The following is a 26,810-nucleotide window of genomic DNA, read 5'->3' as shown; positions in this document are numbered from 1 at the left end:
CTAGGCACCGAGATACCACTGCATGATGGCAGGCCCCCACACGAAGGCACACCAGCCGGCCAGTGCCAGATACGGCCCGAAGGGCATGGTCTGCCCTTTTTCATGTTTCGACAGCAACAGCAACAAGATGCCGAATACCGCGCCCAGCACCGACGACAGCAGGATCACCAGCGGTAACAGCATCCAGCCCAGCCAGGCACCCAGTGCCGCCAGCAGCTTGAAGTCGCCGTAGCCCATGCCTTCCTTGCCGGTCACCAGCTTGAATAGCCAGTACACCGACCACAACGCCAGGTAGCCCAGCACCGCGCCCATGACCGCATCCGCCAGCGGCACCCGGCCACTCCACAGATTGAACAGCAGGCCGGCCCACAGCAAGGGCAGGGTCAGGTCATCCGGCAACAACTGGGTGCGGGCATCAATCAGCGCCAGCGTCAGCAGCGTCACCGAAAACAGCGAGGCCACCAGCCACCACGGCGACAGGCCGTAGTGCCAGGCAAAGCCGGCAAACAGCAGCCCGCTGGCCAGCTCCACCAGCGGATAACGCCAGGAAATCGCTGCCCGGCAATGGCTGCAACGACCGCGCTGCAGCAGGTAACTGACGAGCGGGATGTTCTGCCACGCGCGGATCGGCGCCCGGCAATGCGGACAGGCCGACGCCGGCACCAGCAGGTTGAATGGCGGCTGCTCGGCCACTTCACTGCCCTGCCACTGCGCGCACTCCGCCGCCCAGCGCCGCTCCAGCATCAAGGGCAGGCGATAGATCACCACGTTGAGAAAACTGCCCAGCAGCAGACCCAGCAGTGCCGCAATCGCCACCTGGCCGCCGAACGGCAGCTCCGCCAATAGCGCCAGCATCAACCGACCACCTGTCCCATCTGGAAGATCGGCATATACATCGCGATCACCAAGCCACCAATCAGCACCCCGAGAATGATCATGATCATCGGCTCCAGCAAGCTGGACAGCGACGCCACCGCATTATCGACTTCGTCTTCATAAAAATCCGCCACCTTGTCCAGCATCGAGTCGAGCGAGCCGGACTCCTCGCCGATCGAGGTCATCTGCAGCACCATATTGGGAAACAGGTTGGAGCGCTGCATCGAGTTGTTGAGGGTCGAGCCGGCGCTGACATCCGACTGGATGACCTTGGTGGCCTCGGCATACACCTGGTTGCCGGCGGCACCTGCCACCGAGTCCAGCGCCTCCACCAGCGGCACGCCGGCGGTAAACAGCGTCGACAGCGTCCGCGCCCAGCGCGCAATGGTTGCCTTGCGTACCACGTCGCCGATCACCGGCACCTTCAGCACGAAACGGTCCATCGCCGCCTGCATCTTGGGTGAGCGCTGGTACAGCTTGACGGTACCGATGATCACCACCGCGATGGAGCCGAACACCATCCACCAGTACTCGACGAACAGGTCGGACAGCCAGATCACGATCTGCGTCGGTGCCGGCAGATCGGCACCAAAACTGGAGAACAGTTCCTTGAACGCCGGAATCACATAGATCAGGATCACCGCGGTAATGATGAAGGCGGTGGCGATAATCGCCGCCGGATAGATCATTGCCGACTTGATCTTGCCCTTGATGGCAATCACCTTTTCCTTATAGGTCGCCAGCTTGTCCAGCAAGGCATCCAGCACCCCACCCGCCTCACCGGCGGCGATCAGGTTGCAGAACAGCTTGTCGAAGTACAGCGGGTACTTGCGGAAGGCATCGGCCAGGTTGCTGCCGGACTCGACCTCCGAGCGCACATCGAGCAGGATGCGCACAAAGGCGGCATTGCTGTGCCCCTTGGCCGCGATGTCGAAGGCCTGCAACAGCGGCACGCCGGCTTTCATCATCGTCGCCAGCTGGCGGGTAAACAGCGCGACATCCTTTTCGGTGATGCGCTGCCGCAGGCTGGCACTGCGCTTCTTCAGCTTGGTCGGGCTAACCCCTTGCCGCCGCAACTGGGCACGGGCGACGGTTTCCGACTCGGCACGAATCTCGCCGCGGATGGCCTTGCCGGCCCGGTCGCGCCCTTCCCAGACAAAGACATGGGAGGCAGGCTTCTTGCTTGGCGTGGGCATAGTGATCGCTTGTCTATTATTCGTTGGTAACGGCTTCGATTTCAGTCAGCGACGTCAGGCCACGTTTTACTTTCAGCAGGCCGGCATGGCGCAAATCGACCATGCCCTCCTGGCGCGCGAGATCGGCAATATCCATCGCGTTGCCGCCACTCATGATCAAGCGCACCATGGCGTCGGTGATCGGCATTACCTCGTAGATGCCGACCCGCCCCTTGTAACCGCTGCCACGGCACTCCTCGCAGCCGACCGGGCCGTGCGGCTGCCAGCTGCCATCCAGCTCATCTTTGCCAAAGCCGGCACGCAGCAAGGCGGGCTCGGGAATGTCGACCGGTGCCTTGCAGTGCGGGCACAGCCGTCGCGCCAGCCGCTGCGCCATGATCAGCAATACCGAGCTGGCGACGTTGAACGGCGCCACCCCCATGTTCAGCAGCCGGGTCAGTGTCGCCGGTGCATTATTGGTATGCAAGGTAGAAAATACCATGTGCCCGGTTTGCGCCGCCTTGATCGAGATGTCCGCGGTTTCAAAATCGCGGATCTCGCCGACCATGATGATGTCCGGATCCTGACGCAGGAAGGCACGCAGCGCCGAAGCAAAGGTCAGCCCGGCCTTCTCGTTGACGTTGACCTGATTGATGCCGGGCAGGTTGATTTCCACCGGGTCTTCCGCGGTGGAGATATTGCTGTCCGGCTGGTTCAGGATATTGAGGCAACTATACAGCGACACCGTCTTGCCGCTACCGGTCGGCCCGGTCACCAGCACCATGCCGTAAGGCCGTTCGATCGCGCGCAGCAGCATTTCCTTCTGCTCCGGCTCGAAACCGAGCTGCTCGATATCCAGCGATGCGGCGGAAGAATCGAGAATACGCATCACGATCTTCTCGCCGTACAGCGTCGGCAAGGTGCTGACCCGGAAATCCACGGCACGGTGCTTGGAGATCACCAGCTTCAGGCGGCCGTCTTGCGGCACCCGTTTCTCCGAGATGTCCATCTTCGACACCACCTTGATGCGCGACGCCAGCTTCTCGCGGATGGCCAACGGCGGCTGCGCGATCTCCTTCAGGATGCCGTCGATGCGGTAACGGATGCGGAAGAATTTTTCGTAGGGCTCGAAGTGAATATCCGATGCCCCGCCATTGATGGCATCCATCAGTACCTTATTGACGAACTTGACCACCGGCGCGTCATCGACATCCGGCAGGCTGTCGCTCTCCAGCTGGGCATCGCCATCGGTCAGCTGCAGCTCGCCAAACTCGTCGCCGGCCAGATCGTTGAGCACCTTGCTGGGGTTGCTGGCATAGCGACCGATTGCCCGCGCCAGCTTGTCATCCTCCACCACCACCAGATCGATGCTGAGGCCGGTCTTGAAGGTAATGGTGTGGAACAGCGTCGCCTGCGTCGGGTCGGACGTAGCGATGAACAGCTTGTTGCCGCGCTTGTAAAGCGGCAGCAGGCGGCCGTTGTTGACGGTGTCGTCGTCCACCAGATTGCGCGGTAGCCCGTCCTGGCTCAGCGCAGCCAGATCCAGCAAGGGCAAGCCGAACATGTTGGCCGCAAACACCGCCACCTCGATGGCGCTCATCTTCTTGCTCTGCACCAGCAGCTCGACAAAGCTCACCCGCGTGGTCTGCGCCTGCTTGAACAGCGCCTCGGCATCCGCCGTCGCCAGCCGCTCGTTCTGCACCAGGGCACGTGCCAGTCCGGAAATGCTTGCTGTGCTCATGACATTGTCCGCCAGAAAAGGATGAGGCGATTATACGAAGAAAATGGGGCAAGATTCATTGCTGCGCAACAAATGACGCATACCTGCACCGGCTCCGCCGGCAGTTGCTGGTGACCACAATGAAAAAAGGCTGCCGAAGCAGCCTTTTCAGATCAAACCATCAAACGATGATTAGAACTTGGTACCGAGGTAAACGGTAGCGGTACGTACGTCAGCAATTGCATTGTCGTCGGAGTTGGCTTTAGCCAGTTCTACACCGGCGCGGGTGCGCTTGGACAGTGCGTACTCAACACCAACGGCGTAGGCTTTGTGGCCGTCGTTAACCTTTGTGCCATCAGCCAGCTTGGCATCGCCTTCTTTCCAGAAGCCGATTTTCGGAGTGATGTTGCCCATGGCGTAGGAAGCAGCAATACCGTAGCCGCTACGCTTATCGCCATCGGAGTCTTTGCCATGAGCATAGCCAGCCATCAGCGTCAGCGCGTCCAGCGATACCGAAGCATTCAGCTCGTGCAGCTTGCTGGTTTTGTCGTTAGTAGCGTCTTTAGCACGAGCACCGTCGTAGGATACGGAGAAGCCTTCGCCTTCGTAGGCCAGGCTTACAGCTTGCTGGTGCTCTTTGTTTACTTCTTTAGCAGTAGAGCTACCGAAGGAGTGCTGAACAACAGCAGTGAAACCAGCTACAGTCGGCGACTTGTAGGAAATGGTGCTGTTGATACGATCGCCTTGATCATAGATGCCCGAAGCGAAGGTAGCAGAGTTGTCTTCGAAGATCGCCATCGCGCCGGAAGTCGGCATGTGGTAGATGTTACCCAGGGTAACAGTACCGAAATCGCCTTGCAGGCCTACGAAGGAGTCACGGCCGGACCAAGCGTTGTCGCGAGCATTGTCTTGCTTGTCGGACAGGTTGATACGGGAGGCGATCTGCCAGATGGACTTCAGACCGTTGCCCAGATCTTCCTTGCCAGCAAACTTGATTTCGCCGGAAGTACGGTCTTCGGTAGTGATGGAGCCAGTACCTTCAACCTTGGTGTTGGTGATACCAACAGCCAGGTTACCGGAGATAACAACGTCAGCCATTGCAGCAGCTGGCAGCGCAGCCAGAGTAGCCAGAACGATCAGCTTCTTCATGTGTGTTCCTTTCGAGGTCATGTACACTGCCCGTGTTTTGCCGAAGCCTGAGGCCCGGCGGGGCTGTATTGACCACCGCGATTAGGCGGCGGTTTCTGGATGGCAATATAAGCGGGGCGTTGCGAAAAAACAAAAGCGCTTTACGCATTTGTGTTGAAGCCGGATACAAAACCGGCACAAATTCTACATAAGCTATTGTTTTTTTTGAAAAATACAAAAAACAACAGCAGTCTCCTTTTCGCAACACAATTGACCACAACCAAGATATCTGTTGTTTTTTCACACATAAACCAGCCAAAACCATGAGCCAAGCAAGCGTTCTGATGTGGTTTCGCCGCGATTTACGCGCCAGTGACAATGCGGCGCTGAATGCCGCCTTGCGCAGCGGCGCCAGCGTGCATTGCGTGTTCGTGTTTGACCGCCGGATTCTGGCCAGCCTGCCGCCGGACGACAAACGCCTGGTCTTCATCCATGCCGCCCTGGTGGAATTGCAGCAGACGCTGCGCGACGCCGGTGGCGAGCTATTGTGGAGGGATGGCGATCCGGTGCGCGAGATTCCGGCACTGGCGCGCGAGCTGGGCTGTGCCAGCGTCTACGCCAACCGCGACTACGAACCGTATGCGCGGCAGCGCGATGCGGACGTGGCGACGCAGCTTGCGGCCAACCTTGGCCAGCTGCAGCTGTACAAGGACACGGTGATCTTCGAGCAGGACCAGCTGCTCACCGGCCAGGGCAAACCGTACACCGTGTACACCCCGTATATGAAGCGCTGGCGGCAAAGTTTTCACCCGGCGCTGGCGGCGGAGGCCAGCACCGCGTTGCGCGGCGCACTGGCGGCGCCAGCCGGCACCCGCCCGTTGCCGACACTGGCGGAGCTGGGTTTCGGTGAGGCCACGCTGGACGGACTGCGGGTACAGACCGGCCGCAGCGGTGCACTGGCGCTGCTGGACGATTTCCGCCGCCGCATCGCGCACTACAAGACGCTGCGCGACTTCCCGGCGGTGAAGGGGGTGTCCTACCTGTCGGCGCACCTGCGCTTTGGCACGCTGTCGGTACGCGAGGCGGTGCGCGCCGCGCTGGCAGAGCCATCGGAAGGGGCGGAATGCTGGCTTAACGAGCTGATCTGGCGCGAGTTCTACCAGCAGCTGCTGTGGCACTTTCCGGCGGTGGCCGGCGAAAGTTTCAAGCCGGAGTACCGCGAGCTGCCGTTCCCCAATGACGCAGCGCTGTTCGAGGCCTGGTGCCAGGGACGTACCGGCTACCCGCTGGTGGATGGCGCGATGCGCCAGCTCAACCACAGCGGCTACATGCACAACCGGCTGCGCATGATTGCCGCCAGTTTCCTGGTCAAGGACCTGCTGGTCGACTGGCGCTGGGGCGAGGCCTATTTCGCGCAGAAGCTGCTGGACTTCGATCTGGCGGCCAATAACGGCGGCTGGCAGTGGGCGGCGTCCACCGGTTGCGACGCGCAGCCCTACTTCCGCATCTTCAACCCGGTGACGCAATCGGAAAAATTCGACAGCAAGGGCCAGTTCATCCGCCGCTACGTGCCGGAGCTGGCGGCGCTGGACGACAAGGCGATCCATGCGCCGTGGCTGGCGAAAACGCTGCCGGCCGGTTTTGTGCTCGGCCGCGACTATCCGGCCCCCATCGTCGACCATGCAGTACAGCGCGCCGCTGCGCTGCGACTGTTCGCCCGCGATTAACGATTAACCGTGCGCACAAAGAAAAAGCCTGTCGGCGACGACAGGCTTTTTTTGTTTGCGGCCAACGTTCAGGACTTGCCCTGTTCGTCCGGCTTGCCGATCTTGTCTTCGGAGCCGGTGAGCAGGTTCACCAGGTTGGACTTGTGGCGATGCACCACCAGAATGGCGATGATGATGCAGGTGCCGAAGTAGACGCTCTGCGGACCGACGATGAAGTAGGCGTACACCGGCACCATCACGCAGGCGACGATGGCCGACAGCGACGAGATCTTCACCACGAAGGCCATGAATAGCCAGGTGGCCAGCGCCGCCAGCGCCAGCCACGGGCTGAAGGCCAGCAGCACGCCCACCGCGGTGGCCACGCCCTTGCCGCCCTTGAAGCCGAAAAACACCGGCCACATGTGGCCGAACAGCACCGCAAGACCGGCCATGGCGACCTGCTGCTCGCCCAGGCCGTAGGCAGGGCCGAAACTGGCGACCAGGAACACCGCCAGCCAGCCCTTGACACCATCGCCCAGCAGCGTCAGTACCGCGGCCAGCTTTTTGCCGGAGCGCAGCACATTGGTGGCACCGGGGTTTTTCGAACCGTAGGTGCGCGGATCGGCCATCCCCATCAGGCGGGTGACAATCACCGCAAACGACAGGGATCCGATCAGGTAGGCGCCCAAAATAAAGGCAAACGCTGTTGTGGTCATGGCTTATCCACTAGAATGCAAGACTTGGCATTTTACGGTATCGGGCAGTAAACCCAAAGCCCGCAGCGATGGACATCATATTTTTGCGCGAAGTGCGCGCCGAGACAGTGATCGGCGTTTATGACTGGGAGCGCCTGGCGCCCCAGACTATCTTGCTGGATCTGGAGATCGGCATCCCCAGCGAAGTGCCCTGCCATAGCGACGACATTGGCGACACCATCCACTACGGCGTGGTGGTGGAACGCATCCGCCAGTCGCTGGCCGAGCAGCATTTCCTGCTGATCGAGGCACTGGCCGAGCACATCGCACGCATGGTGCGCGAGGAATTCGGTGCGCCGTGGACCAAGGTGGCGGTCACCAAGCTCAACATCCTGCCGGACGTGAAACACGTCGGCGTGATGATAGAACGCGGCCACCGTCCGCGCTGACCTCACGCTCTCGGCAAAACCATTGCGGCCAACCTTGCACAAGGTTGGCCGCAATGGTTTTTGGGGGCGTGGCAGACCGCTCAGTCTTCGCGATTGCGCATGAAGTCGGCGGTGTTGTAGAACGCCTCCAGCAGCCTGGCCTTCAGCCAGTCCTCGCACACCAGCTCGTTCACCGCCTGCGTCATGCACTGCATCCACTGGTCGCGCGCCTCGCCATCCACTGCGAACGGCATGTGCCGCTGCCGCAGCCGCGGGTGGCCGAAGGTATCCATGAACAGCGGCGGGCCGCCCAGCCAGCCGGAGAGGAACATGTACAGCTTCTCGCGCGAGGCGGTCAGATCTGCCGGATGCATGTCGCGCAGCGGCTTCACCGCCGGATCGGCGTCCATGATGTCGTAGAAGCGGTCAGTCAGCCAGCGCACCACGCCGGCGCCGCCGAGCAGCTCGTAAGGGGTCATTTCCTGCATGTTGTTCCTTGCCGCGGGCGCTGCCCGCGTGAATATCAGTGCGCCCGATTACGCCCGGGCCCGGGCCAGCTCGTACACCGTCTTGCCGCGCAGGGTGAAATAGTCCGCGGCAAAGTAGAAGTTCTCGGAGTGGCCGACAAACAGCAGACCATGCGCCTTCAGCAGCGGGTGAAATTTCTTCAGCACCGCCAGCTGGGTGTCACGGTCGAAATAGATCATCACGTTGCGGCAGAAGATCGCGTCGAACTGCTTGCGCTGCGCCCAGTTGGCATCCACCAGGTTCAGCCGCGAGAAGGTAATCATCTCGCGCAGCTGCGCCTTGGCCTGGTAGTTGCCGTCCGGCAGCTTGTCGAAGTAGCGCGCGGCATGCCCCGCTGGCAGGCGCGAGATCTTGTCGGCACTGTAGATGCCCTTGCGGCCAACCTCCAGCACGCTGGTATCGAGGTCGGTGGCCTGGATCTGGATGCGGCTACCGCTGCCCAGCGCCTCCAGCGCGGCGATCGCGATCGAATACGGCTCTTCGCCGGTCGACGACGCCGCACACCAGATGTTGATCTCGCCCTTGCCGGCCAGCGTCTTCAGGTGCGCTGCCAGGATCTGGAAGTGATGCTCCTCGCGAAAGAAGAAGGTCAGGTTGGTGGTCAGCGCGTTGACGAACTGCTCGAACTCGCGCTTGCCGGCGATCGACTGCAGGAAGTCGATATAGGCGGCGAAGCTGTTCAGTTTCAGCTCGCGGATGCGGCGCACCAGCCGGCCGTAGACCATGTCCTTCTTGGTCGGGTTCAGCGCAATGCCGGCTTCCTTGTAGATCAGCTGCCGAATGCGCTCGAACTCCTGGTCGCTGAAGGCGAACTCACGGGTGAAGTCGATCTTGGGCAGAATGATGGGCGGCATCTTGTTTTGCATCGTGGGGACCCTGAAGTTGAAAAACCCGGACACCAGGTCCGGGTTTCAGGTGCTGGCAATGCCGTACTTATACCGAAAAGGACGAGCCGCAGCCACAAGTGGTCTCTGCATTCGGATTGCGAATCACGAACTGCGAACCTTCGATGCTTTCCTGGTAGTCGATTTCGGCGCCGACCAGATACTGGTAGCTCATCGGATCGACCAGGAACACCACGCCTTCGCGTTCGATGGTGGTGTCGTCTTCGTTGGCAATCTCGTCAAAGGTAAAGCCGTACTGGAAGCCAGAACAGCCACCGCCGGTGACGAACACGCGCAGTTTCAGGTCAGGATTACCTTCTTCAGCCACCAGGTCACGCACTTTGGCGCAGGCGCTGTCGGTAAAGTTGATCGGGGACAGGGTTTCAGCAGCAGCAGTCATTTTAAGCCTCACGGTACAGGACAGGCCGCAAGACGGCCTTTCATCCTACTATTTTAGTCGGATATTGGGTCGTCTGGCGAGTCTTCAAGTTCAGGGCAGCAAGGGCACGATGTCCAGACCGGCATTTTCCGGCAACCCGAACATCAGGTTCATCACCTGTACCGACTGGCCGGACGCCCCTTTCACCAGATTATCCTCCACCACCAGGATGATCAGCAAATCGCCATTGCCCGGGCGATGCACCGCGATGCGCGCGGTATTGCCGCCGCGTACCGAGCGGGTTTCCGGGCAGCTGCCGGCCGGCATCACGTCGACGAACGGCTCGGCGGCAAAGCGCTGCTCGAACAGCTGCTGGTAATCGACATCACGGCCTTCCGGCTTGATACGGGCGTAAATGGTGGAGTGGATGCCGCGAATCATCGGCGTCAGGTGCGGCACGAAGGTTAGCTTCACCGGCGCGCCATGGATCAGCGACAGACCCTGCTCGATCTCCGGCGAGTGGCGGTGCCCTTTCACGCCGTAGGCCTTGAAGTTGTCGGCCGACTCGGCAAACAGGGTACCGACCTCGGCCTTGCGCCCGGCGCCGGAGACGCCGGACTTGCAGTCGGCGATCAGGGTAGTGGTTTCGACATACTGCTTGCCGCCTTCCAGCAGCGGCAACAGCCCCAGCTGCACCGAGGTCGGGTAGCAGCCGGCCATGCCGATCAGGCGTGCGTTCTTGATCGCGTCGCGGTTCACTTCCGGCAGGCCGTAGACCGCCTCGGCCAGCAGGTCGGTGCAGCTGTGCTCCATCGCGTACCACTTGGCGAACTCGGCCGGGTCTTTCAGGCGGAAGTCGGCGGCGAGATCGATGACCTTGACCCCGGCTTCCAGCAGCTCGCGCGCCTGCGCCATCGCCACCCCGTGCGGTGTGGCAAAGAACACCACGTCGCAGGCTTTCAGGTCGGTTTCATCCGGCGTGGAAAAGGCGATATCGACACGGCCGCGCAGCGACGGGAACATCTCGGCGACCTTCATCCCCGCTTCCTTGCGTGAAGTGACGGCGGTCACCTTGGCCGAAGGATGGTTGGCCAACAGACGCAAAAGCTCCACGCCGGTATACCCGGTGCCGCCGACAATGCCCACCTTGATCATGCTGCGCTCCTAACAATATAAAAAAATGTCGCAAAGGCGACATGGTAAGGAGTGCAGCAAGGCATTGCAACAAAGAAAAAAGCCACCCTGCTGGGTGGCTTTTTCGATCGGTACAAACAGATTAACGCTTGGAGAACTGTTTGCGACGACGCGCCTTGCGGAAGCCGACTTTCTTACGTTCAACTTCACGGGCATCGCGGGTAACGAAGCCGGCGTGCGACAGGGTCGGTTTCAGTTCAGCACTGAAGTCAACCAGAGCGCGGGTGATACCGTGACGGATCGCACCAGCCTGGCCAGTTTCGCCACCACCGCATACGTTCACCATGATGTCGAAGGACTCGAGGTGATCGGTGATTTGCAGTGGCTGACGGATCACCATGCGGCCAGTTTCGCGAGCGAAGTACTGGTCAACAGGCTTGCCGTTAACGATGATCTGGCCGGAGCCTTTTTGCATGAACACACGAGCTACAGAGCTCTTGCGACGGCCGGTACCGTAGTAATATTTACCGTTCATCTATTAATTGCCTCTGATCAGATTTCCAGCACTTTAGGCTGTTGCGCGGTGTGTGGATGCTCGGTGCCGGCGTAAACCTTGAGCTTCTTGATCATCGCGTAACCCAGCGGACCCTTAGGCAGCATGCCTTTTACGGCTTTCTCCAGAACGCGCTCAGGGAACTTGTCTTGCAGTTCGGTGAAGTTGCGCTCGTAGATACCACCAGGGTAGCCAGAGTGGCGATAGTATTTCTTGTCCAGTGCCTTGTTACCGGTTACGCGCAGTTTTTCTGCGTTAACGACAACAATGTAATCACCAGTATCAACGTGCGGAGTGAACTCCGGCTTATGCTTGCCACGTAGGCGGCGTGCGATTTCAGCGGCAAGACGGCCCAACACCTTGTCTTCGGCGTCGACCACAAACCACTCGCGCTTTACCTCATGCGGCTTGGCAGAAAAGGTCTTCATGGAACTCTACCATCGTAATTCTTGAAAGTTCCGGAGTCTATTACAAGACTATTTCGCTGTCAAACCGAAGCTGGCTTTCGCCGGGGAATCGCGACCAAAAACACCCGCCGCGGCAACAGAGTGTGGACAACAGGCAAAAAAAGGGCGCAACCAAGAGACTGATCGCGCCAAGTTCCACCTTATAGAAGGAGGATGGAGGAGACAACACCAAAACGCACACGATATGCAACGTCCTGATGCAGTTGTGATTATGGTGACCCGATTCGGGTTTTGCAAGTTTTTTTGTGCAGCGCAGTATAAGTTGCGCCACAGTGCGGCCAACTGTGGCCGGCATGCCGCAGCCGGCACCGCTCAATCCAGCTGCAGTGCGGTCTCCAGCGCGATTTTCATCATGTCGTGGAAGCTGTTCTGGCGGGCTTCGGCATCCATCGCCTCCCCGGTCGGAATCACATCCGACACCGTGAGCATGGCCAGCGCACGGGCACCATATTGCGCCGCAACACCGTAAATACCGGCCACTTCCATCTCCACCGCGTTGACATTCATGCCCTTGAGCACATCCAGCAACGGCGGCTGCACGCCGTAGAACAGGTCGGTGGAGAACACGTTGCCGACCCGCACCGGCTTGCCCAGCCGCGCGGCGACCTCCACCGCGGTGCGCAGCACCTCGAAGTCGGCGATGGCGGCAAAGTCGTGATCCAGCAAGCGCATGCGGTTGACCTTGCTGTCGGTGCAGGCGCCCATGGCGATCACCACCTCGCGCAGCCCGAGGCGTGCGCCATCCACCGAGCCGCAGGAGCCGATGCGGATCAGGGTTCGGACGCCATAGTCCTTGATCAGCTCGGTGGCGTAGATGCTGGCCGACGGAATGCCCATGCCGTGCGCCATCACCGACAGCCTCTTTCCCTGATAGCGGCCGGTGTAGCCGAACACGTTGCGCACGGCGGTGACCTGCACCGCGTCCTGCAGATAGGTTTCCGCGATCAACCTGGCGCGCAGCGGGTCGCCCGGCATCAGTACGATGTCGGCAAAATCGCCGGCTGCGGCGCCGATATGCGGTGTCGCCATGTTTGTTCTCCTGTGTCATGCCGCCATACGCAACAGGCCGCCATGCCGCCTGCGGCCCGGAGTGCGGCCCATGCTTGCCATGATAGCGCGGCGCCCGGCAAGCGCCAGCGCTGTCGCCGGCTGCGACCTGACCGGCGCCATGAATGACAGGCAGCCACGCTGCCACCCGGGGCATTGCGCGCAGCTGATGACGGACTCAGCGGCCGCCGGCCCCGCAAGCAAGACAAGGTTGGCCGCAATGCTTGCGGCCAACCTTGTCGGGTACGACAACCTGTGTGGCCGGCGGCTACACGCGGCGCGCTTCCTGCACGCCGCGCACTTCCATCAGGTGTGCCAGCACGCGGCTGATGTCGCGCACGTGGCGCACCTCCAGCGTGAAGCGCAGCCGCGCCTTCTGTTCGCGCGACAGGGTGTTGACGCCGATCACGTTCAGCTTCTCGCGCGAGAACACGTCGGAGATGTCGCGCAACAGCCCCGGGCGGTCGCTGGCGAGGATGTCGATGTCGATCGGGAATACGCTGCCCTTCTGCTCGCCCCAGTCGGCGGCGATCAGCCGCTCCGGCACGTCGGCCGACAGCCGCTTCAGCGTGATGCAGCTGCTGCGGTGGATGGAGATGCCGCGGCCCTTGGTGACGAAGCCGACCACGCTGTCCGGCGGCGCCGGACGGCAGCATTTGGCCAGCACCGTCATCAGGTTGCCGACGCCCTCGATCAGCACGCCGCCGGCGTCATGGCCGCCGCGGCTGCGACGCACGATGTCTTCCGGATTGACGTCCGGCGGCGGCGGCGGCGCAAAGCTGACGAAGGCCTGGTTGACGGCGCGGGTGCCCAGTTCGCCGTGGCCCAGCGCGGCGTAGACCTCGTCCAGTTTGTCGTAACCCAGCTTTTCCGCCACCTGCGCCAGGTTAGGCTGCACCCCGGGATGGCGCGCCAGTTCGCGCTCAAAGATATGGCGCCCGGTTTCGCGCACCGCGTCGAGGTTCTGCTGGCGGATGTACTGGCGGATCTTGGAGATGGCGCGATGGCTCTTGACCCAGCCTTCGTGCAGCCAGTTCACCGACGGGCCACCCTCCTTCGCGGTCAGCACCTCGACGCGCTGGCCGTTCTGCAGCGGCGTCGACAGCGGCACGATGTGGCCCTCGACCTTGGCGCCGCGGCAGTGGTGGCCGACGTCGGTGTGCAGCGCGTAGGCAAAATCGATGGCGGTGGCGCCCTGCGGCAGCGCCAGCACCCGCCCCTGCGGCGTCAGCACGTAGATGGTGTCGGCGAACAGCTCGGTCTTGAACGCGTCGGCCAGCCCCTCGCGGTCGGAGCCGGACATGTCCTCGCGCCAGTCCAGCAGCTGGCGCAGCCAGGAGATCTTCTCCTCGTACTGGCTGTCGCCCTTGCCGCCTTCCTTGTAGCGCCAGTGCGCGGCGACGCCGAATTCGGCGTGCTCGTGCATCTCGAAGGTGCGGATCTGCACCTCGACCACGCGGTCTTCCGGACCGATCACCGCGGTGTGCAGGCTGCGGTAGTCGTTGGCCTTCGGATTGCTGATGTAGTCGTCGAATTCGCCGGGAATCGGCTGCCACATGCTGTGGATCAGGCCGAGCACGGTGTAGCAGTCCTGCAGTTTTTCCACCAGGATGCGCACCGCGCGAATGTCGTACAGTTCGGAGAAATCGAGCTTTTTCTTCTTCATCTTCTTCCAGATGGAGAAGATGTGCTTAGGCCGGCCGGCGACGTCACCCTTGACCCCGGCCTGGCGCAGCTCGCCGCGCAGGGTGTCCAGCACCCGTTCGATGTAGTCGATGCGCTCCAGGCGCCGCTCGTCCAGCAGCCTGGCGATCTTCTTGTAGTTGTCCGGATCGGTGTGGCGGAAGCCGAGGTCTTCCAGCTCCCACTTGATCTGCCACACGCCGAGGCGGTTGGCCAGCGGCGCGAACAGCTCCAGCGTCTCGCGCGCGATCTGGCGACGGATACCCTCGTCGCACTGCGGCAGGTAGTGCATGGTCTGCGTGCGCCACGCCAGCTTGATCAGCACCACGCGGATGTCAGCCACCATCGCCAGCAGCATCTTGCGCATGGTTTCCGCCTGGCGCGCGCTATCTTCCGGCGTGGCAAACCTGTCGATGCGCGCGATCTCGGTGAGGCGACGCACGCGGTTGCCGCCCTCCACCAGCGTCAGCACGGTGCGGTTGAACGCCTTCGGCAGCCACTCCTGCCAATCGGCACGGTAGTCCGGCACCGCAAACAGCAGCGTGGCGACGATGGCGTCGGTCAGCAGGTTGAGGTCGGCGACGATCGCCGCCGCCGCCACCGCATGGCTGAACACGTCTTCGCCGGTGTGCGGCAGCTTCTTGTCGCGGTACAGCTCGCGCGCCGCGGCAAACGCCTTTTCCAGCATCGCCATGTCGTCGGGCGCGACCGAGCTGGACAACTGCGCCAGCCAGCGCCCCGGATCGGCCGCATCGGCCAGCGTATCGGCAACAGATCGAACAACGGAAACCATGGTCTAGTCTTTCACCCTGCCTGTGATGGCGTATCGGGGTTAATCAATGGTGGCGCCGGCCGGCGACTGCAAGGCCTGCAACAGCAATTTGCGTACAGGGGTCGGCACCCCGGCGTCCAGCGCGCGTGCCAGCGGCAGCCAGACATGGCCGTCTTCGGCACAATGGCTTGCGGCCAACCTTTGCAGCGGCACGCACTGCGGCGTGATGGTGAGGCGGAAATGGGTAAACACGTGCCGCAATTCCGGCCACACCGGCAGCAGTTCGCCGTCGCCGTTGTCCGCCAGCCAGTCGGCAATCGCCAGCGTGGACTCGAACTCCGGCAGCGACAGCAGACCGCCCCAGATGCCGGAAGGCGGCCGGCGCTGCAACAGCACCTGCCCCTGGTGCAGCGCGATCAGCATCACCGTCTCCCGCTGCGGCTGCACCTTTTTCGGCTTGCGCTGCGGCAGCTCGGCGGTGCGGCCGTCGCGGGCGGCGACGCAACCGTCCGCCATCGGACAGACGCCGCAGGCGGGGCGCGAGCGGCTGCAGACCGTCGCCCCCAGATCCATCAGCCCCTGGGTGTAGGCGACCATGTCGCCGTCGGCGGCCGGCAGCAGGCTCTCCGCCAGCGTCCACAACTGCGCCTCCACCTTCTTGTCGCCGGGATAGCCGTCGATGCCGAAACAGCGCGTCAGCACCCGCTTGACATTGCCGTCGAGTATGGTTTCACGCTGACCGAAGGCAAAGGCGGCAATCGCCGCCGCGGTGGAGCGGCCGATGCCGGGCAGCGTCTCGATCGCCTCGCGTCGCGCCGGAAACGCGCCGCCAAAGCCGGCCATCACTTGCTGCGCCGCCTTGTGCAGATTGCGGGCGCGGGTGTAGTAGCCGAGGCCGCTCCAGTGCGCCAGCACGTCATCCACCGGCGCGGCGGCCAGCGTGGCCAGATCCGGGAAACGCTCAAGGAAGCGCGCGTAGTAGCCGAGCACTGTGCTCACCTGCGTCTGCTGCAGCATGATTTCCGACAGCCACACGCGATAGGGATCGCTGACCTGCCACGGCAAACCGTGCCGGCCGTGCTGTTTCTGCCAGGCGACTAGGCGCGCCGCAAACGCCGACTGCAAGGTCATCGCATCATCCAATCCGAATCGAACCGGCCATGGTAAACCAATCATCCGCGACTACCAAGAAGTTGCCGGCGAAATCAGCTAGAATAGAGGATTGTTTTGAAAGGATTACCCTCAGATGTCGACCTTCCGTTCCCGCCAGCGCGCCGCGCAACGCCGTCAGCCCACTCCGACCGCCGAGCGCGCCACGCCACCAGCCGGGAACAATGCCCCGCCCGGCCCGCGTGGCGACAAACCATTCCAGCAAAAACCACGCGCCGGCGATGCACGGCAGGAAGGTCGCTTCGGCGCCCCCCGTGACAAGGACCCGCGCTTTGGCAACGACAAACCGCGCTTCGCTGGCGATCAGCCACGCGAAGGCGGCTTCAACAAGCCACGCTTCGACGCCGACAAACCTCGCTTCGCTGGCGACAAACCCCGCGAAGGCAGCTTCCAGCGCGACCGCGACCAGGCGCCGCGCGACGGCGGCTTCAACAAGCCGCGCTTCGACGACAAACCGCGTTTCGGTGGCGACAAGCCACGCGAAGGCAGCTTCCAGCGCGACCGCGAGCAGGCGCCACGCGAAGGTGGCTTCAACAAGCCACGCTTTGACGACAAACCGCGTTTCGGTGGCGACAAGCCCCGCGAAGGCAGCTTCAACAAGCCACGCTTTGACGACAAACCACGTTTCGGCGGCGACAAGCCGCGTGAAGGCAGCTTCCAGCGCGACCGCGAACAGGCTCCACGCGATGGCGGTTTCAACAAGCCACGCTTTGACGACAAACCGCGTTTCGGTGGCGACAAGCCGCGTGAAGGCAGCTTCCAGCGTGACCGTGAGCAGGCACCGCGCGAAGGTGGCTTCAACAAACCGCGTTTTGACGACAAACCGCGTTTCGGTGGCGACAAGCCCCGCGAAAGCAGCTTCCAGCGCGACCGCGAGCAGGCGCCGCGCGACGGCGGTTTCAACAAGCCACGCTTTGATGCCGACAAACCGCGCTTCGGTGGCGACAAGCCGCGTGAGGGCAGCTTCCAGCGCGACCGCGAACAGGCGCCGCGCGACGGTGGCTTCAACAAGCCGCGCTTTGACGACAAGCCGCGCTTCGGTGGCGACACGCCACGCGAAGGCGGCTTCCAGCGCGATAGCGCCCCGCGCAGCCCGGCTGCCGAGGGCAACGCCCCGAAAGTGCTGTTCGGCAACCGCAAGATCAGCGAAGACAACACCGCGGCACCAAGCAGCAACGACAGCACGGCCACCAGCGGCGAGCGCAGCTACACCCGCGACCGCGTGGCCGGCATCCGCGGCAAGGCGCATCCGGACTTCCAGGCACCGGAGCGGCGCGAACCGGCCGAGCCGGTACGTCCGAAATCCTTCCTGAAAACGCCGCGCCGTGACGATGACGCACCGCGCCGTGACGAGCCGCGCGACAGCGGCGAGCGTGCGCCCCGCCGCGACGACCGCCCGTACGGCGAAACCCGCGAAGGCAGCTTCCAGCGCAACCGCACCTTTGACGCCCGCGGCGAGCAAAGCGGCGTGCGCGAGAGCGGCTTCCAGCGTGATCGCACCTTCGACCGCAGCAGCCCGGCACGCGATGGTGAACGCAAGCCATGGCCGCGCGACGACAAGCCGCGCTTCGACCGCGAGCGCAGTGCGCCGCGCGACGAACCGGCACCGCGCACGCTGTTCGCCAAGGGTAATGCGCCACAACGCAGCGACGCACCGCGCGGCAACGCCCCGCAACGCGGCGATGCGGCCAACGTTGGCCGCACCCCGTACGCCAAGCCGCAAGCGCGCATCCTGCAGCAAGGCCAACTGGCGCTGTTCGCCAGCTGCCCGCGCGGCCTGGAAAAACTACTGGCCGAGGAAATCAGCCAGCAAGGCGGCAGCGAACTGCAGCTGACCGACGGCGGCGTGCACTTCACCGGCAACCAGGAAGTGATGATGCGGGTCAACCTGCACTCGCGCACCGCCAGCCGCCTGCTGCAACAGCTGGCGCAAGGCAGCTTCCAGATCGAGCGCGACATCTACACCCTGGCCAAGAGCATCGACTGGCCGGCGCTGTTCGACATCAGCAACACCATCAAGGTGAAGACCGACGGCCACGCCCGCCTGCGCAGCATCGACTACGTGTCGCTGATCGTGAAGGACGCGATCTGCGACCGTTTCCGTGCGCTGAACGACGAGCGCCCGAGTGTGGACACCCGCCGTCCGGACATCCGCATCCGCGTGTTCCTGTCCGGCTTCGACGTGCAGATCTATCTCGACACCAGCGGCGAAGCACTATTCAAGCGCGGCTGGCGCGACGAGACCGGCGAGGCGCCGCTGCGTGAAAACCTGGCTGCCGGCATCCTGCTCAGCGCCGGCTACAACGGCAGCCAGCCGCTGCTGGACCCGATGTGCGGCAGTGGCACCTTCCTGGTGGAGGCCGCCGACATCGCGCTCAACCGCGCGCCGGGCCGCCTGCGCAACTTTGCCTTTGAAAAGCTGAACACCCACAACGACCTGCTGTGGCACAGCATCCGCAACGATGCCGAGCTGGCGGTACGGCCACTGGAAAAGCTGGCGATCTACGGCAACGACGCGTCGCTGGAAATGGTGGAGATTGCCCGCCACAACCTGACACGCTGCGGCCTGGAGTCACTGGTCACGCTCAGCCACGGCGACGCCACCGAGCTGCAGGCGCCCGCCGCCAGCGGCCTGCTGGTGTGCAACCCGCCGTACGGTATCCGCCTCGACGAGCAGGATTCGCTGGCCGAGCTGTACCCGCGCCTGGCGACCTGGCTGAAACGCAATTTTGCCGGCTGGACCGCGCACCTGATGACCGCCGACAACCGTCTGCCGGCCCTGATGCGCCTGAATGCCGAAGCGCGGCCGCTGCTGTACAACGGCGCGCTGGAGTGCCGCGTCTACGCCTTCCCGCTGGTGGCCGGCTCCAACCGCAAGGAATAATGCGACAGCATTTGCCAGCAACAAGGCATGGCAGTAGCCACTAAGCAAGGGCGTGCGATAATCCATCGCACGCCCTTTTGCCACTCTTCCCCGCCGAGGCAGCCATGGACACATCCTTTCTCTCCGCCACCATCCTGCTGATCCTGATCACCGATCCGCTGGGCAACATCCCGCTGTTCATCTCGGCACTGAAGCAGGTGAAGCCGGAGCGCCGCCGCCGCGTGGTGTTCCGCGAGTGTTTCATCGCCTTCAGCGTGCTGCTGACCTTCATGTTCTTCGGCAACGGCTTCCTGGAAGTGATGCACCTCACCGACGAGAGCCTGCGCGTGGCCGGTGGCGTGATCCTGTTCCTGATCGCACTGAAGATGATCTTCCCCGGCGGCGACGGCCACGCCGGCCACCAGCTGAGCGGCGAGCCGTTCATCGTGCCGATCGCGGTGCCGCTGATTGCCGGGCCGTCGGCAATGGCGACCGTGCTGCTGATGTCGACGCGCGAACCGGAACGGATGCTGGAATGGATAGGCGCGCTGACGCTGACCATGCTGGTGACGCTGCTGGTGTTCCTGTTCTCCGGCAAGATCCAGAAACTGCTCGGCGAACAGGCGATTACCGCGCTGGAGCGGCTGATGGGACTGGTGCTGACCGCGATCTCGATTGAGATGCTGCTGGGTGGCGTCGCCGCCTACATCAAGAAGCTGGCCTGAGGCCGGCGCCGCGTACGGTAACGGCGCCCTTCGCGGCGCCGTTTTTGCGGCGCGCTCGCGCTGGCGGCCTTGCTCCACGCTAGAGCCAGGACTGCCCTGCTCCACAGCCGGGCCAGCAATGCAAAAAGCCGCAACCCGTTAAGGATTGCGGCTTTTCATATTTGGTGGCCAATCTCGGAATCGAACCAAGGACACACGGATTTTCAATCCGTTGCTCTACCAACTGAGCTAATTGGCCAAACATCTGGCGCAGGGGAAAAGTGGTGGCCAATCTCGGAATCGAACCAAGGACACACGGATTTTCAATCCGTTGCTCTACCAACTGAGCTAATTGGCCTCTTTGCCGCGCACTTGCGTGCTGCATCAGAGGCACGCATTAAAGCAGATCGTAATTTATGCGTCAAGGCTTTTCCGGAAAAAAACCGCCGAAACGGCGGTTTTTACCAGTTTACTACGCGTCCGGCTGCCGCGACGGATGGGCCTCCGCAAACGCCGGCACCTGCTCAAGGTTGGCCGCAATACGCGCCAGCAAGGGATACGCGCCCATGTCGATGGCAAAGCGCTGCGCGTTGAACACCTGCGGCAGCAGGCAGACGTCGGCCAGCGTCAGCGTGTCGCCGAAACAGTAGCGCCCGGCGCTGGCGGCCAGCTGCTGCTCCAGCGCGGCAAAGCCCGTCGCCACCCAGTGACGGTACCAGCCACCCCGCGCGTCCTCGTCCTGCTCCAGCTCGGTCTTCAGGTAGTTGAGCACGCGCAGGTTGTTGAGCGGGTGGATGTCGCAGGCGATGGCCTGCGCCACTGCGCGCACCTGCGCCCGCGCTACCGCGCCCTCCGGCAGCAGCCGTGCGCTGTCCGGATAGGCCTCGTCCAGGTACTCGCAGATCGCCAGCGACTGCGTCAGCAGTACGCCCTTGTCCAGCAGCGCCGGCAGCAGCCCCTGCGGATTGAGCGCCAGGTAATCGGCGCTGCGCTGCTCGCCGCGCAGCAGGCTGACCGGCACCTGGGCGTAGGCCAGCCCTTTCAGGTTCAGTGCAATGCGCACGCGGTAGGCGGCCGAGGAACGGAAGTAGCCGTACAGCGTGCGGCCAACGTTGGCCGCGTCAGCCATGCTTGACCACCCTCTGCGCGATGGCGCCGAAAATACTCACGCCGGCGGCATCCTTCATCTCGATGCGTACCGTGTCACCCACCTTCATGAACGGGGTGATCGCCGCGCCGCTGTCGATGATCTCGATCATGCGCTGTTCGGCCAGGCAGCAGCTGCCTGTACTGCGGTCGTGGTTGGACACGGTGCCGGAGCCGACGATGGAGCCGGCGACCAGTTCGCGGGTCTTGGCCACGTGCGCCACCAGCTGCGGGAAGCTGAACTGCATCTCGACGCCGGCGTTCGGCTTGCCGTAGAAGGCGTTGTTGTAATCGACCAGCAGCGGCAGGTGCACCTTGCCGTCCTGCCACGCGTCGCCCAGCTCGTCCGGGGTCACCGCCACCGGCGAGAACGCGGTCGCCGGCTTGCTCTGGAAGAAGCCGAAGCCCTTGGCCAGCTCATTGGGAATCAGGTTGCGCAGCGTGACGTCGTTGACCAGCATCAGCAGGCGGATGTGGCCGGCGCACGCGGCGGCATCGGCGCCCAGCGGCACGTCGCCGGTGACCACCGCCACCTCGCCCTCGAAGTCCAGCCCCCACGCCTCGTCGCGCAGCGGAATCGGCGAGCACGGTGGCAGGAAGGCGTCGGAGCCGCCCTGGTACATCAGCGGGTCGTGGTAGAAGCTCTCCGGCACCTCGGCGCCGCGCGCCTTGCGCACCAGCTCGACGTGGTTGAGGTAGGCACTGCCGTCCGCCCACTGGTAGGCGCGTGGCAGCGGGCTGTGGCAACGCGCTGCGTCGAAGGCAACGGCGCCGGCGCCGGCGGCCTCGCCCTGATTCAGCGCGGCGTAGACCTGTTGCAGTTGCGGCTCGGCCTGCGCCCAGTTGTCCAGCGCCTGCTGCAGGGTGGCGGCGATCTGCGGTACGGCGACGGCACGGGAAAGGTCACGGCTGACGACCATCAGCTGGCCGTCGCGGGTGTTGTTCTGGTAGGTGGCGAGTTTCATGTGGGTGGTCTCGTCTGGAACGGTGTCGATACACGTTGGCCGCAGCAATCTGCTGCGGCCAACCTTGTGCTGCTATGCGTTCACGCGGTGATGCGGCGGGCTCAATCGGCCTTCAGCACGCCGCGGCGGATCTGGTCTTCCTCGATCGATTCGAACAGCGCGCGGAAGTTGCCTTCGCCGAAGCCTTCGTTGCCCTTGCGCTGGATGATCTCGAAGAAGATCGGCCCGATCACGGTTTCGGTGAAGATCTGCAGCAGGATGCCTTCCACCGGCGCGCCGTCGATCAGGATGCTGTTCTTCTGCAAGCGCGCCAGGTCCTCGCCGTGGTTCGGCACGCGCTGGTCGACCTTGGCGTAGTAGGTGTCCGGGGTGTCGAGGAAGCGGGTGCCGCGCGCCTTCAGCGTTTCTACTGTGGTGTAGATGTCTTCGGTGGTCAGCGCAATGTGCTGGATGCCTTCGCCGTTGTACTGCTTCAGGAATTCCTCGATCTGGCTCTTGTCGTCGGACGATTCGTTGATCGGGATGCGGATCTTGCCGCACGGGCTGGTCATCGCCTTGGACACCAGGCCGGTGAGCTTGCCTTCGATGTCGAAGTAGCGGATTTCGCGGAAGTTGGCGATGTTCTCGTAGAACGATCCCCACTTCTCCATATTGCCGCGGATCACGTTGTGGGTCAGGTGGTCGATCACCTTGAGGCCCACGCCCACCGGGTGCTGGTCGACGCCGTCCAGCGGCACAAAGTCGATCTCGTAGATGTCCTTGTCGTGGCCGTAGCGGTCGACGAAGTACAGTGCCGAGCCGCCGATGCCTTCCACCGCCGGGATGTTCAGCTCCATCGCGCCGACCGGACGCACATAGGGCTTGGCGCCATGCGCCAGTGCGTAGTCGTAGGCCTTGGCGGCGTCCTTGACGCGCCAGGCCATGGCGCAGGCGGACGGGCCGTGCACGGTGGCGAACTCGGAGGCCGGCTGGGTGCGTTCGGCGTTGAGGATGAAGTTGATATCACCCTGGCGGAACAGGCTGACGTTCTTGCTGCGGTGGCGCGCGATCTCGATAAAGCCGAGCGACAGGAAAAGCGCTTGCAGCTTGGCGACGCCTTCGGCGTTGGGGGCGGTGTACTCGACAAACTCGAAGCCATCGGTTGCCAGTGGGTTCATCAGTTGATGTTCCATTTTCATTCATCTCTCCTCTTGCGCGTCGTGCTCGACGCTGTCTCTGTGGTGCCGCCGCCTGGACTGCGCCGGGCGGCCGGCTTGCCGTTGCGTGCCGGACGCAGTCGCGGCCGCATGATGTAGACAATATCCGGTGATCTGGCGCCACCGTGTAAAATGTCTGGCTCAGGCGCTTTATTCTAAGTAAACTCAACCGCAATTTTCTTGCGATATAGTGCCGAGAAAACAAAAAACTTAAAACAATATTCCAGAGCAAACCCATCATCAGGAGATAACATGCCTACGGCACCCCTGGACAAGACAGATATAAAAATGTTGGCCGCATTGCAGGCCAATGGCCGGCTGACCAACGTGGAACTGGCGGAAAAGGTGGCCCTGTCGCCATCGCCCTGCCTGCGCCGCCTGAAGCAACTGGAGGACTCCGGCGTCATCCGCCAGTACGTGGCGCTGCTGGATCCGGCCAAGATCGGCCTCGGCCTGCAGGCCTTTGTGCGCGTCACGCTGGAAAAGCGCGGCAACGCCCATCTGCAGGGCTTCATGGACGCGGTGCAGCGCTGGCCGGAAGTGGTCAACTGCTACGCGATGACCGGCGAGATGGACTACCTGCTGCAGGTGTATTTCGAGGATCTGGAGCACTTCTCGCGCTTCGTGATGGACGACCTGCTGCAGCAGCCGGGGGTGGAGGACGTGAAGTCCAGCTTCGTGCTGAAGGAGTTCAAGCAGACCACCTCGCTGCCGATCTCGCACCTGAATCCGTAAGCCCCCTGCCCCCGCCATGTGCGGGGGCATTTCCTGCCGCCGTGCCATTCCGCTATCATCCAGAACACCTTGGTCAGCAAAACGGGATCCGCAGTGGCCGCTACCAATTCCTTATCCAGTCGCCTGCAATGGCGCGGCGTGCTGTGCCTGCTGTTGCTGGGCGTGCTCGGCGGCGGCGGTCACTACCTGCTCGGCCTGCGCGACATCGAACAGCGGCTGGCACAGCTGCACACGCTGGTGGAACAACGCTTCGTCGGCGTGCTGGCGCAAAGCGTGTGGGACCTCGACCAGCACAATACCCAGCAACTGCTGGAAAGCATCAACCAGCTCGACGGCGTCAACCGCGTCGAGCTGATCACCAACCTCGGCCAGCGCCAGAGCAGCCAGCTGCACCCGACGGCGCACAGCGAGTGGATCCGCGATTTCCCGGTACAGTCCGAACGCTCCGGCAACCAGCCGCTGGCCAGTCTGCGTCTGCACCTCGGCCAGCAGGAGCTGCTGCAGCAACTGCGCCTGCGCAGCCTGCTGTTCGCCGGCAGCCTGATGGCCGCCATGCTGCTGATGCTGCTGCTGTGCCGCCATTTCATGCAACGCCACCTGCTGCGCCCGCTGGAACAGCTGGTCGGCCAGCTGCACAAGGAACAGCCGCTGCCGCTGGCCGACGGCGAGCGCGAACTGAGCCTGCTGGGCAAACAGCTGCAACGCTATCGCCAGGGCTGGCAGCAACAACTGCAGCAACAACAGCAGCGCGGCAACGAGCTGCAAAAGCAGCGCGAACAACTCAGCGAGCTGGCCAGCCAGCGCACCACCGAACTCGACCAACTGACCCGCTCTCAGCAGCTGCTGGCCAAGCTGTCCCACAGCTTCCTGCGCCTGCCGCCGGCAGAACAGCGCGACGCCGTCGCCAATGCCCTGGCGCGCATCGGCCACCTGCTCGGCGTCGACCGCTGCTACCTGCTGCTGCTGGACGAACGACAGGCGCTGCAGCAGCACATCAGCTGGCAAAACGCGCAGCTGCCGCCGGACGGCGGCTTTTACCTGCAAGCGCCGCTGCAGCACTCGCCCTGGTTGCTGCCGCAGCTGCGGCAGCAGGCACAGCTCACCATCAGCCGGCTGGAGGAAATTCCGCCGGACGGCCACGGCGAGCGCCTGCTGCTGGCCGAGCACGGCATCCGCGGCCTGGTGCTGATCGCGCTCGACCACGCCGCGCCGCTGCACGGCATCTTCGGCTGCGAAGTGGTCAACCGCCAGCACGACTGGCTGGACAAGGAACTGACGCTGCTGCGGCTGTTTGCCGAGCTGCTGTCCGGGCTGCTGCTGCGTCACCAGCAGCTGCAACAGCATGAGGCGCTGACGCAGCAGCTGGCGGCGGCCAACGCCAAGCTGCAGGCGCAGAGCCATTGCGACGGCCTGACCGGGCTGGCCAGCGTCAGCCGCCTGCAGCAGGACAAGCAGCAGCTGTTCGAGCAGGCTTTCCTGCGCCAGCAGGCGCTGTCGGCGCTGATGCTGGACATCGACCAGTTCGCCGCCTACAACAGCCACGCCGGCCACCTGGCCGGTGACGACTGCCTGCTGCGCATTGCACAGCTGCTGCAGGCGCTGCTGGCGACGCACCCCGGCCTCGCGGTGCGCATCAAGGGCGCCACCATGCTGCTGCTGCTGCCGCAGCATGATCCGGCGCAAGCCGCCGCCGTGGCCGAGCAGCTGCGCCAGGCGGTCGCCGCGCTGCAGCTGCCGCACCCGGCGTCGCGGGTGTCCAGCTTTGTCAGCGTCAGTGTCGGCTGCGCCACGCTGGACCTGCGCCGCCATGACGATATCGACGACCTGATTGGCGAGGCGGCCCACGCCTTGCGCCAGGCCAAGGCACAGGGCCGCAACCGCTGCGTCAGCGCCGCGGCGACATGAAAAAACCGCAGCCGAAGCTGCGGTTTTTCATGCTGCCATCGCGCCGCATCCGGCGGCCGCGCTCACAAGCCCAGGCGCTGCCAGATGGTGGACACCGTGCCGGCCTGGTTCAGGGTGTAGAAGTGCAGCCCCGGTGCGCCATTGGCCAGCAGGCGGTCGCACAGCTCGGTCACCACATCCAGCCCCAGTGCACGGATCGACGCGCTGTCGTCCATATAGGCCTGCATCCGCAGGCGCAGCCAGCGCGGCACTTCCGCGCCGCACATGTCGGAGAAGCGGCACAGCTGGCCGAAGTTGGCGATCGGCATGATGCCAGGCACGATCGGGATGTCCACGCCGCGCGCCTGTACCTCGTCGACGAAGCGGAAATAACTATCGGCGTTGAAGAAATACTGCGTCATCGCCGAGTTGGCGCCGGCATTCACCTTGCGCACGAAATTATTGATGTCGTCTTCGGCGGACTTGGCCTGCGGGTGGAATTCCGGATAGGCCGCCACTTCGATGTGGAAGTGGTCGCCGTGCTCTTCGCGGATGAAGGCCACCAGCTCGTTGGCGTAGCGGAACTCGCCGGCCTCGACCATACCGGACGGCATATCGCCGCGCAGCGCCACGATGTGGCGGATACCGTGGTTGCGGTACTCGTTCAGGATCGAGCGGATATTGTCGCGGGTGGAGCCGATGCAGGACAGGTGCGGCGCCGCGGCATAGCCTTCGTTGCGGATTTCCAGCACCGTGGACAGCGTGCCGTCGCGGGTGGTGCCGCCGGCGCCGAAGGTCACGGAGAAGAACTCCGGCTTGAACTGCGCCAGCTGCTGGCGGGTGGTACGCAGTTTGGCCACGCCTTCCGGGGTGCGCGGCGGGAAGAATTCGAAGCTGAAGGTACGGTTACGTTCGGTCATGGCAAGCTCTTGCGGCAAGGTTGGTGATGGTTTCCCTGGCATCCCGTGTCGG

General features: G+C 63.3%; 24 protein-coding genes and 2 tRNA genes. 6 read left to right on the top strand and 20 right to left on the bottom strand.

Translation table 11 applies throughout. From position 1 onward, the window contains the following. From NOM55_RS14065 to NOM55_RS14050, 4 genes are all read right to left on the bottom strand, one after another. The gene (locus tag NOM55_RS14065; RefSeq protein WP_255909156.1) at positions 1 to 855 is read right to left on the bottom strand and encodes an A24 family peptidase; all 855 of its coding nucleotides are present in this window, start codon (positions 853 to 855) and stop codon (positions 1 to 3) included. Beyond that, positions 855 to 2,072 (bottom strand): type II secretion system F family protein, encoded by a 1,218-nt coding sequence (locus tag NOM55_RS14060; RefSeq protein ID WP_047966960.1) that lies wholly within the window; start codon positions 2,070 to 2,072, stop codon positions 855 to 857. Before NOM55_RS14060 ends, NOM55_RS14065 begins: the two co-directional genes overlap by 1 nt. A 16-nt stretch (positions 2,073 to 2,088) precedes the next feature. Further along, complete coding sequence (gene pilB, locus NOM55_RS14055) at positions 2,089 to 3,792, bottom strand: type IV-A pilus assembly ATPase PilB (protein ID WP_255909154.1); 1,704 nt, start codon at positions 3,790 to 3,792, stop codon at positions 2,089 to 2,091. 171 nt (positions 3,793 to 3,963) lie between these two features. Then, positions 3,964 to 4,920, bottom strand: a complete 957-nt coding sequence (locus NOM55_RS14050) for a porin (protein WP_255909152.1) — start codon at positions 4,918 to 4,920, stop codon at positions 3,964 to 3,966. Between the two features lie 323 nt (positions 4,921 to 5,243). Between NOM55_RS14050 and NOM55_RS14045 the strand changes: the two genes are divergently transcribed. Further along, positions 5,244 to 6,626 (top strand): deoxyribodipyrimidine photo-lyase, encoded by a 1,383-nt coding sequence (locus NOM55_RS14045; protein WP_255909150.1) that lies wholly within the window; start codon positions 5,244 to 5,246, stop codon positions 6,624 to 6,626. 68 nt (positions 6,627 to 6,694) lie between these two features. Here NOM55_RS14045 and plsY read toward each other — a convergent pair whose 3' ends face one another. Next, positions 6,695 to 7,321, bottom strand: coding sequence for a glycerol-3-phosphate 1-O-acyltransferase PlsY (plsY, locus tag NOM55_RS14040; protein ID WP_120809231.1), 627 nt, complete (start codon positions 7,319 to 7,321; stop codon positions 6,695 to 6,697). A 68-nt stretch (positions 7,322 to 7,389) separates the two neighbouring features. Here plsY and NOM55_RS14035 point away from each other — a divergent pair, with 68 nt between their 5' ends. Then, positions 7,390 to 7,749 (top strand): dihydroneopterin aldolase, encoded by a 360-nt coding sequence (locus NOM55_RS14035; RefSeq protein WP_047966955.1) that lies wholly within the window; start codon positions 7,390 to 7,392, stop codon positions 7,747 to 7,749. Positions 7,750 to 7,829: 80 nt separating this feature from the next. On the opposite strand, the gene NOM55_RS14030 is transcribed toward NOM55_RS14035, so the two are convergent. The 9 genes from NOM55_RS14030 to mutY form a co-directional block, all read right to left on the bottom strand. Further along, positions 7,830 to 8,216: a group II truncated hemoglobin gene (locus NOM55_RS14030; RefSeq protein ID WP_120809232.1), complete on the bottom strand. Its 387-nt coding sequence runs from the start codon at positions 8,214 to 8,216 to the stop codon at positions 7,830 to 7,832. A 48-nt stretch (positions 8,217 to 8,264) separates the two neighbouring features. Further along, complete coding sequence (locus NOM55_RS14025) at positions 8,265 to 9,110, bottom strand: CheR family methyltransferase (protein WP_238377300.1); 846 nt, start codon at positions 9,108 to 9,110, stop codon at positions 8,265 to 8,267. 79 nt (positions 9,111 to 9,189) lie between these two features. Continuing rightward, positions 9,190 to 9,540 carry an iron-sulfur cluster insertion protein ErpA gene (erpA, locus tag NOM55_RS14020; RefSeq protein ID WP_120809234.1) on the bottom strand — a complete coding sequence of 117 codons (351 nt, stop codon included), beginning with the start codon at positions 9,538 to 9,540 and terminating at the stop codon, positions 9,190 to 9,192. A gap of 90 nt (positions 9,541 to 9,630) precedes the next feature. Then, positions 9,631 to 10,674 (bottom strand): N-acetyl-gamma-glutamyl-phosphate reductase, encoded by a 1,044-nt coding sequence (argC, locus tag NOM55_RS14015; protein ID WP_255909148.1) that lies wholly within the window; start codon positions 10,672 to 10,674, stop codon positions 9,631 to 9,633. A gap of 121 nt (positions 10,675 to 10,795) precedes the next feature. Beyond that, the gene (gene rpsI, locus NOM55_RS14010; RefSeq protein ID WP_047966950.1) at positions 10,796 to 11,188 is read right to left on the bottom strand and encodes a 30S ribosomal protein S9; all 393 of its coding nucleotides are present in this window, start codon (positions 11,186 to 11,188) and stop codon (positions 10,796 to 10,798) included. A 17-nt stretch (positions 11,189 to 11,205) separates the two neighbouring features. After that, positions 11,206 to 11,634: a 50S ribosomal protein L13 gene (rplM, locus tag NOM55_RS14005; protein WP_047966949.1), complete on the bottom strand. Its 429-nt coding sequence runs from the start codon at positions 11,632 to 11,634 to the stop codon at positions 11,206 to 11,208. Between the two features lie 351 nt (positions 11,635 to 11,985). After that, positions 11,986 to 12,702, bottom strand: coding sequence for a purine-nucleoside phosphorylase (deoD, locus tag NOM55_RS14000; RefSeq protein WP_255909145.1), 717 nt, complete (start codon positions 12,700 to 12,702; stop codon positions 11,986 to 11,988). A gap of 286 nt (positions 12,703 to 12,988) precedes the next feature. Continuing rightward, on the bottom strand, positions 12,989 to 15,196 hold the full coding sequence (locus NOM55_RS13995; RefSeq protein ID WP_120809236.1) for a bifunctional (p)ppGpp synthetase/guanosine-3',5'-bis(diphosphate) 3'-pyrophosphohydrolase: 2,208 nt from the start codon (positions 15,194 to 15,196) through the stop codon (positions 12,989 to 12,991). Positions 15,197 to 15,235: 39 nt separating this feature from the next. Continuing rightward, positions 15,236 to 16,306 (bottom strand): A/G-specific adenine glycosylase, encoded by a 1,071-nt coding sequence (mutY, locus tag NOM55_RS13990; protein WP_255909143.1) that lies wholly within the window; start codon positions 16,304 to 16,306, stop codon positions 15,236 to 15,238. Positions 16,307 to 16,421: 115 nt separating this feature from the next. Between mutY and NOM55_RS13985 the strand changes: the two genes are divergently transcribed. Beyond that, on the top strand, positions 16,422 to 19,229 hold the full coding sequence (locus NOM55_RS13985) for a THUMP domain-containing protein (protein ID WP_255909141.1): 2,808 nt from the start codon (positions 16,422 to 16,424) through the stop codon (positions 19,227 to 19,229). A 104-nt stretch (positions 19,230 to 19,333) separates the two neighbouring features. Then, positions 19,334 to 19,933: a MarC family protein gene (locus NOM55_RS13980; protein ID WP_255909139.1), complete on the top strand. Its 600-nt coding sequence runs from the start codon at positions 19,334 to 19,336 to the stop codon at positions 19,931 to 19,933. Between the two features lie 162 nt (positions 19,934 to 20,095). Here the strand turns inward: NOM55_RS13980 and NOM55_RS13975 are convergent. The 5 genes from NOM55_RS13975 to hppD all read right to left on the bottom strand — a co-directional run bounded on the left by NOM55_RS13975 (position 20,096) and on the right by hppD (position 23,201). Beyond that, positions 20,096 to 20,171: transfer RNA gene (locus NOM55_RS13975), tRNA-Phe, on the bottom strand. 23 nt (positions 20,172 to 20,194) lie between these two features. Continuing rightward, positions 20,195 to 20,270 (bottom strand) — tRNA-Phe (locus tag NOM55_RS13970). Between the two features lie 114 nt (positions 20,271 to 20,384). Continuing rightward, on the bottom strand, positions 20,385 to 21,041 hold the full coding sequence (maiA, locus tag NOM55_RS13965; RefSeq protein WP_255909137.1) for a maleylacetoacetate isomerase: 657 nt from the start codon (positions 21,039 to 21,041) through the stop codon (positions 20,385 to 20,387). Beyond that, positions 21,034 to 22,023 (bottom strand): fumarylacetoacetate hydrolase family protein, encoded by a 990-nt coding sequence (locus NOM55_RS13960; protein WP_255909135.1) that lies wholly within the window; start codon positions 22,021 to 22,023, stop codon positions 21,034 to 21,036. Before NOM55_RS13960 ends, maiA begins: the two co-directional genes overlap by 8 nt. Before the next feature lie 101 nt (positions 22,024 to 22,124). Continuing rightward, positions 22,125 to 23,201 carry a 4-hydroxyphenylpyruvate dioxygenase gene (gene hppD, locus NOM55_RS13955; RefSeq protein WP_255909133.1) on the bottom strand — a complete coding sequence of 359 codons (1,077 nt, stop codon included), beginning with the start codon at positions 23,199 to 23,201 and terminating at the stop codon, positions 22,125 to 22,127. A gap of 270 nt (positions 23,202 to 23,471) precedes the next feature. Here hppD and NOM55_RS13950 point away from each other — a divergent pair, with 270 nt between their 5' ends. Beyond that, positions 23,472 to 23,954 carry an Lrp/AsnC family transcriptional regulator gene (locus NOM55_RS13950; RefSeq protein WP_047966942.1) on the top strand — a complete coding sequence of 161 codons (483 nt, stop codon included), beginning with the start codon at positions 23,472 to 23,474 and terminating at the stop codon, positions 23,952 to 23,954. A 93-nt stretch (positions 23,955 to 24,047) separates the two neighbouring features. Beyond that, positions 24,048 to 25,859: a diguanylate cyclase domain-containing protein gene (locus tag NOM55_RS13945; RefSeq protein WP_255909131.1), complete on the top strand. Its 1,812-nt coding sequence runs from the start codon at positions 24,048 to 24,050 to the stop codon at positions 25,857 to 25,859. Between the two features lie 62 nt (positions 25,860 to 25,921). On the opposite strand, the gene metF is transcribed toward NOM55_RS13945, so the two are convergent. Further along, complete coding sequence (metF, locus tag NOM55_RS13940; protein WP_255909129.1) at positions 25,922 to 26,758, bottom strand: methylenetetrahydrofolate reductase [NAD(P)H]; 837 nt, start codon at positions 26,756 to 26,758, stop codon at positions 25,922 to 25,924. Positions 26,759 to 26,810 lie beyond the last annotated feature (52 nt).

The sequence above is a fragment of the Vogesella sp. AC12 genome (assembly GCF_024437575.1).
Classification (GTDB): domain Bacteria; phylum Pseudomonadota; class Gammaproteobacteria; order Burkholderiales; family Chromobacteriaceae; genus Vogesella; species Vogesella indigofera.
This window is presented reverse-complemented; position numbering and strand designations above follow the sequence as displayed.

Excerpts from the sequence above, each read along its gene's own strand:
- NOM55_RS14065 (WP_255909156.1), bottom strand. The coding sequence starts at position 855 with ATGCTGGCGCTATTGGCGGAGCTGCCGTTCGGCGGCCAGGTGGCGATT.
- NOM55_RS14060 (WP_047966960.1), bottom strand. The coding sequence starts at position 2,072 with ATGCCCACGCCAAGCAAGAAGCCTGCCTCCCATGTCTTTGTCTGGGAA.
- pilB (WP_255909154.1), bottom strand. The coding sequence starts at position 3,792 with ATGAGCACAGCAAGCATTTCCGGACTGGCACGTGCCCTGGTGCAGAAC.
- NOM55_RS14050 (WP_255909152.1), bottom strand. The coding sequence starts at position 4,920 with ATGAAGAAGCTGATCGTTCTGGCTACTCTGGCTGCGCTGCCAGCTGCT.
- NOM55_RS14045 (WP_255909150.1), top strand. The coding sequence starts at position 5,244 with ATGTGGTTTCGCCGCGATTTACGCGCCAGTGACAATGCGGCGCTGAAT.
- plsY (WP_120809231.1), bottom strand. The coding sequence starts at position 7,321 with ATGACCACAACAGCGTTTGCCTTTATTTTGGGCGCCTACCTGATCGGA.
- NOM55_RS14035 (WP_047966955.1), top strand. The coding sequence starts at position 7,390 with ATGGACATCATATTTTTGCGCGAAGTGCGCGCCGAGACAGTGATCGGC.
- NOM55_RS14030 (WP_120809232.1), bottom strand. The coding sequence starts at position 8,216 with ATGCAGGAAATGACCCCTTACGAGCTGCTCGGCGGCGCCGGCGTGGTG.
- NOM55_RS14025 (WP_238377300.1), bottom strand. The coding sequence starts at position 9,110 with ATGCCGCCCATCATTCTGCCCAAGATCGACTTCACCCGTGAGTTCGCC.
- erpA (WP_120809234.1), bottom strand. The coding sequence starts at position 9,540 with ATGACTGCTGCTGCTGAAACCCTGTCCCCGATCAACTTTACCGACAGC.
- argC (WP_255909148.1), bottom strand. The coding sequence starts at position 10,674 with ATGATCAAGGTGGGCATTGTCGGCGGCACCGGGTATACCGGCGTGGAG.
- rpsI (WP_047966950.1), bottom strand. The coding sequence starts at position 11,188 with ATGAACGGTAAATATTACTACGGTACCGGCCGTCGCAAGAGCTCTGTA.
- rplM (WP_047966949.1), bottom strand. The coding sequence starts at position 11,634 with ATGAAGACCTTTTCTGCCAAGCCGCATGAGGTAAAGCGCGAGTGGTTT.
- deoD (WP_255909145.1), bottom strand. The coding sequence starts at position 12,702 with ATGGCGACACCGCATATCGGCGCCGCAGCCGGCGATTTTGCCGACATC.
- NOM55_RS13995 (WP_120809236.1), bottom strand. The coding sequence starts at position 15,196 with ATGGTTTCCGTTGTTCGATCTGTTGCCGATACGCTGGCCGATGCGGCC.
- mutY (WP_255909143.1), bottom strand. The coding sequence starts at position 16,306 with ATGACCTTGCAGTCGGCGTTTGCGGCGCGCCTAGTCGCCTGGCAGAAA.
- NOM55_RS13985 (WP_255909141.1), top strand. The coding sequence starts at position 16,422 with ATGTCGACCTTCCGTTCCCGCCAGCGCGCCGCGCAACGCCGTCAGCCC.
- NOM55_RS13980 (WP_255909139.1), top strand. The coding sequence starts at position 19,334 with ATGGACACATCCTTTCTCTCCGCCACCATCCTGCTGATCCTGATCACC.
- maiA (WP_255909137.1), bottom strand. The coding sequence starts at position 21,041 with ATGGCTGACGCGGCCAACGTTGGCCGCACGCTGTACGGCTACTTCCGT.
- NOM55_RS13960 (WP_255909135.1), bottom strand. The coding sequence starts at position 22,023 with ATGAAACTCGCCACCTACCAGAACAACACCCGCGACGGCCAGCTGATG.
- hppD (WP_255909133.1), bottom strand. The coding sequence starts at position 23,201 with ATGAAAATGGAACATCAACTGATGAACCCACTGGCAACCGATGGCTTC.
- NOM55_RS13950 (WP_047966942.1), top strand. The coding sequence starts at position 23,472 with ATGCCTACGGCACCCCTGGACAAGACAGATATAAAAATGTTGGCCGCA.
- metF (WP_255909129.1), bottom strand. The coding sequence starts at position 26,758 with ATGACCGAACGTAACCGTACCTTCAGCTTCGAATTCTTCCCGCCGCGC.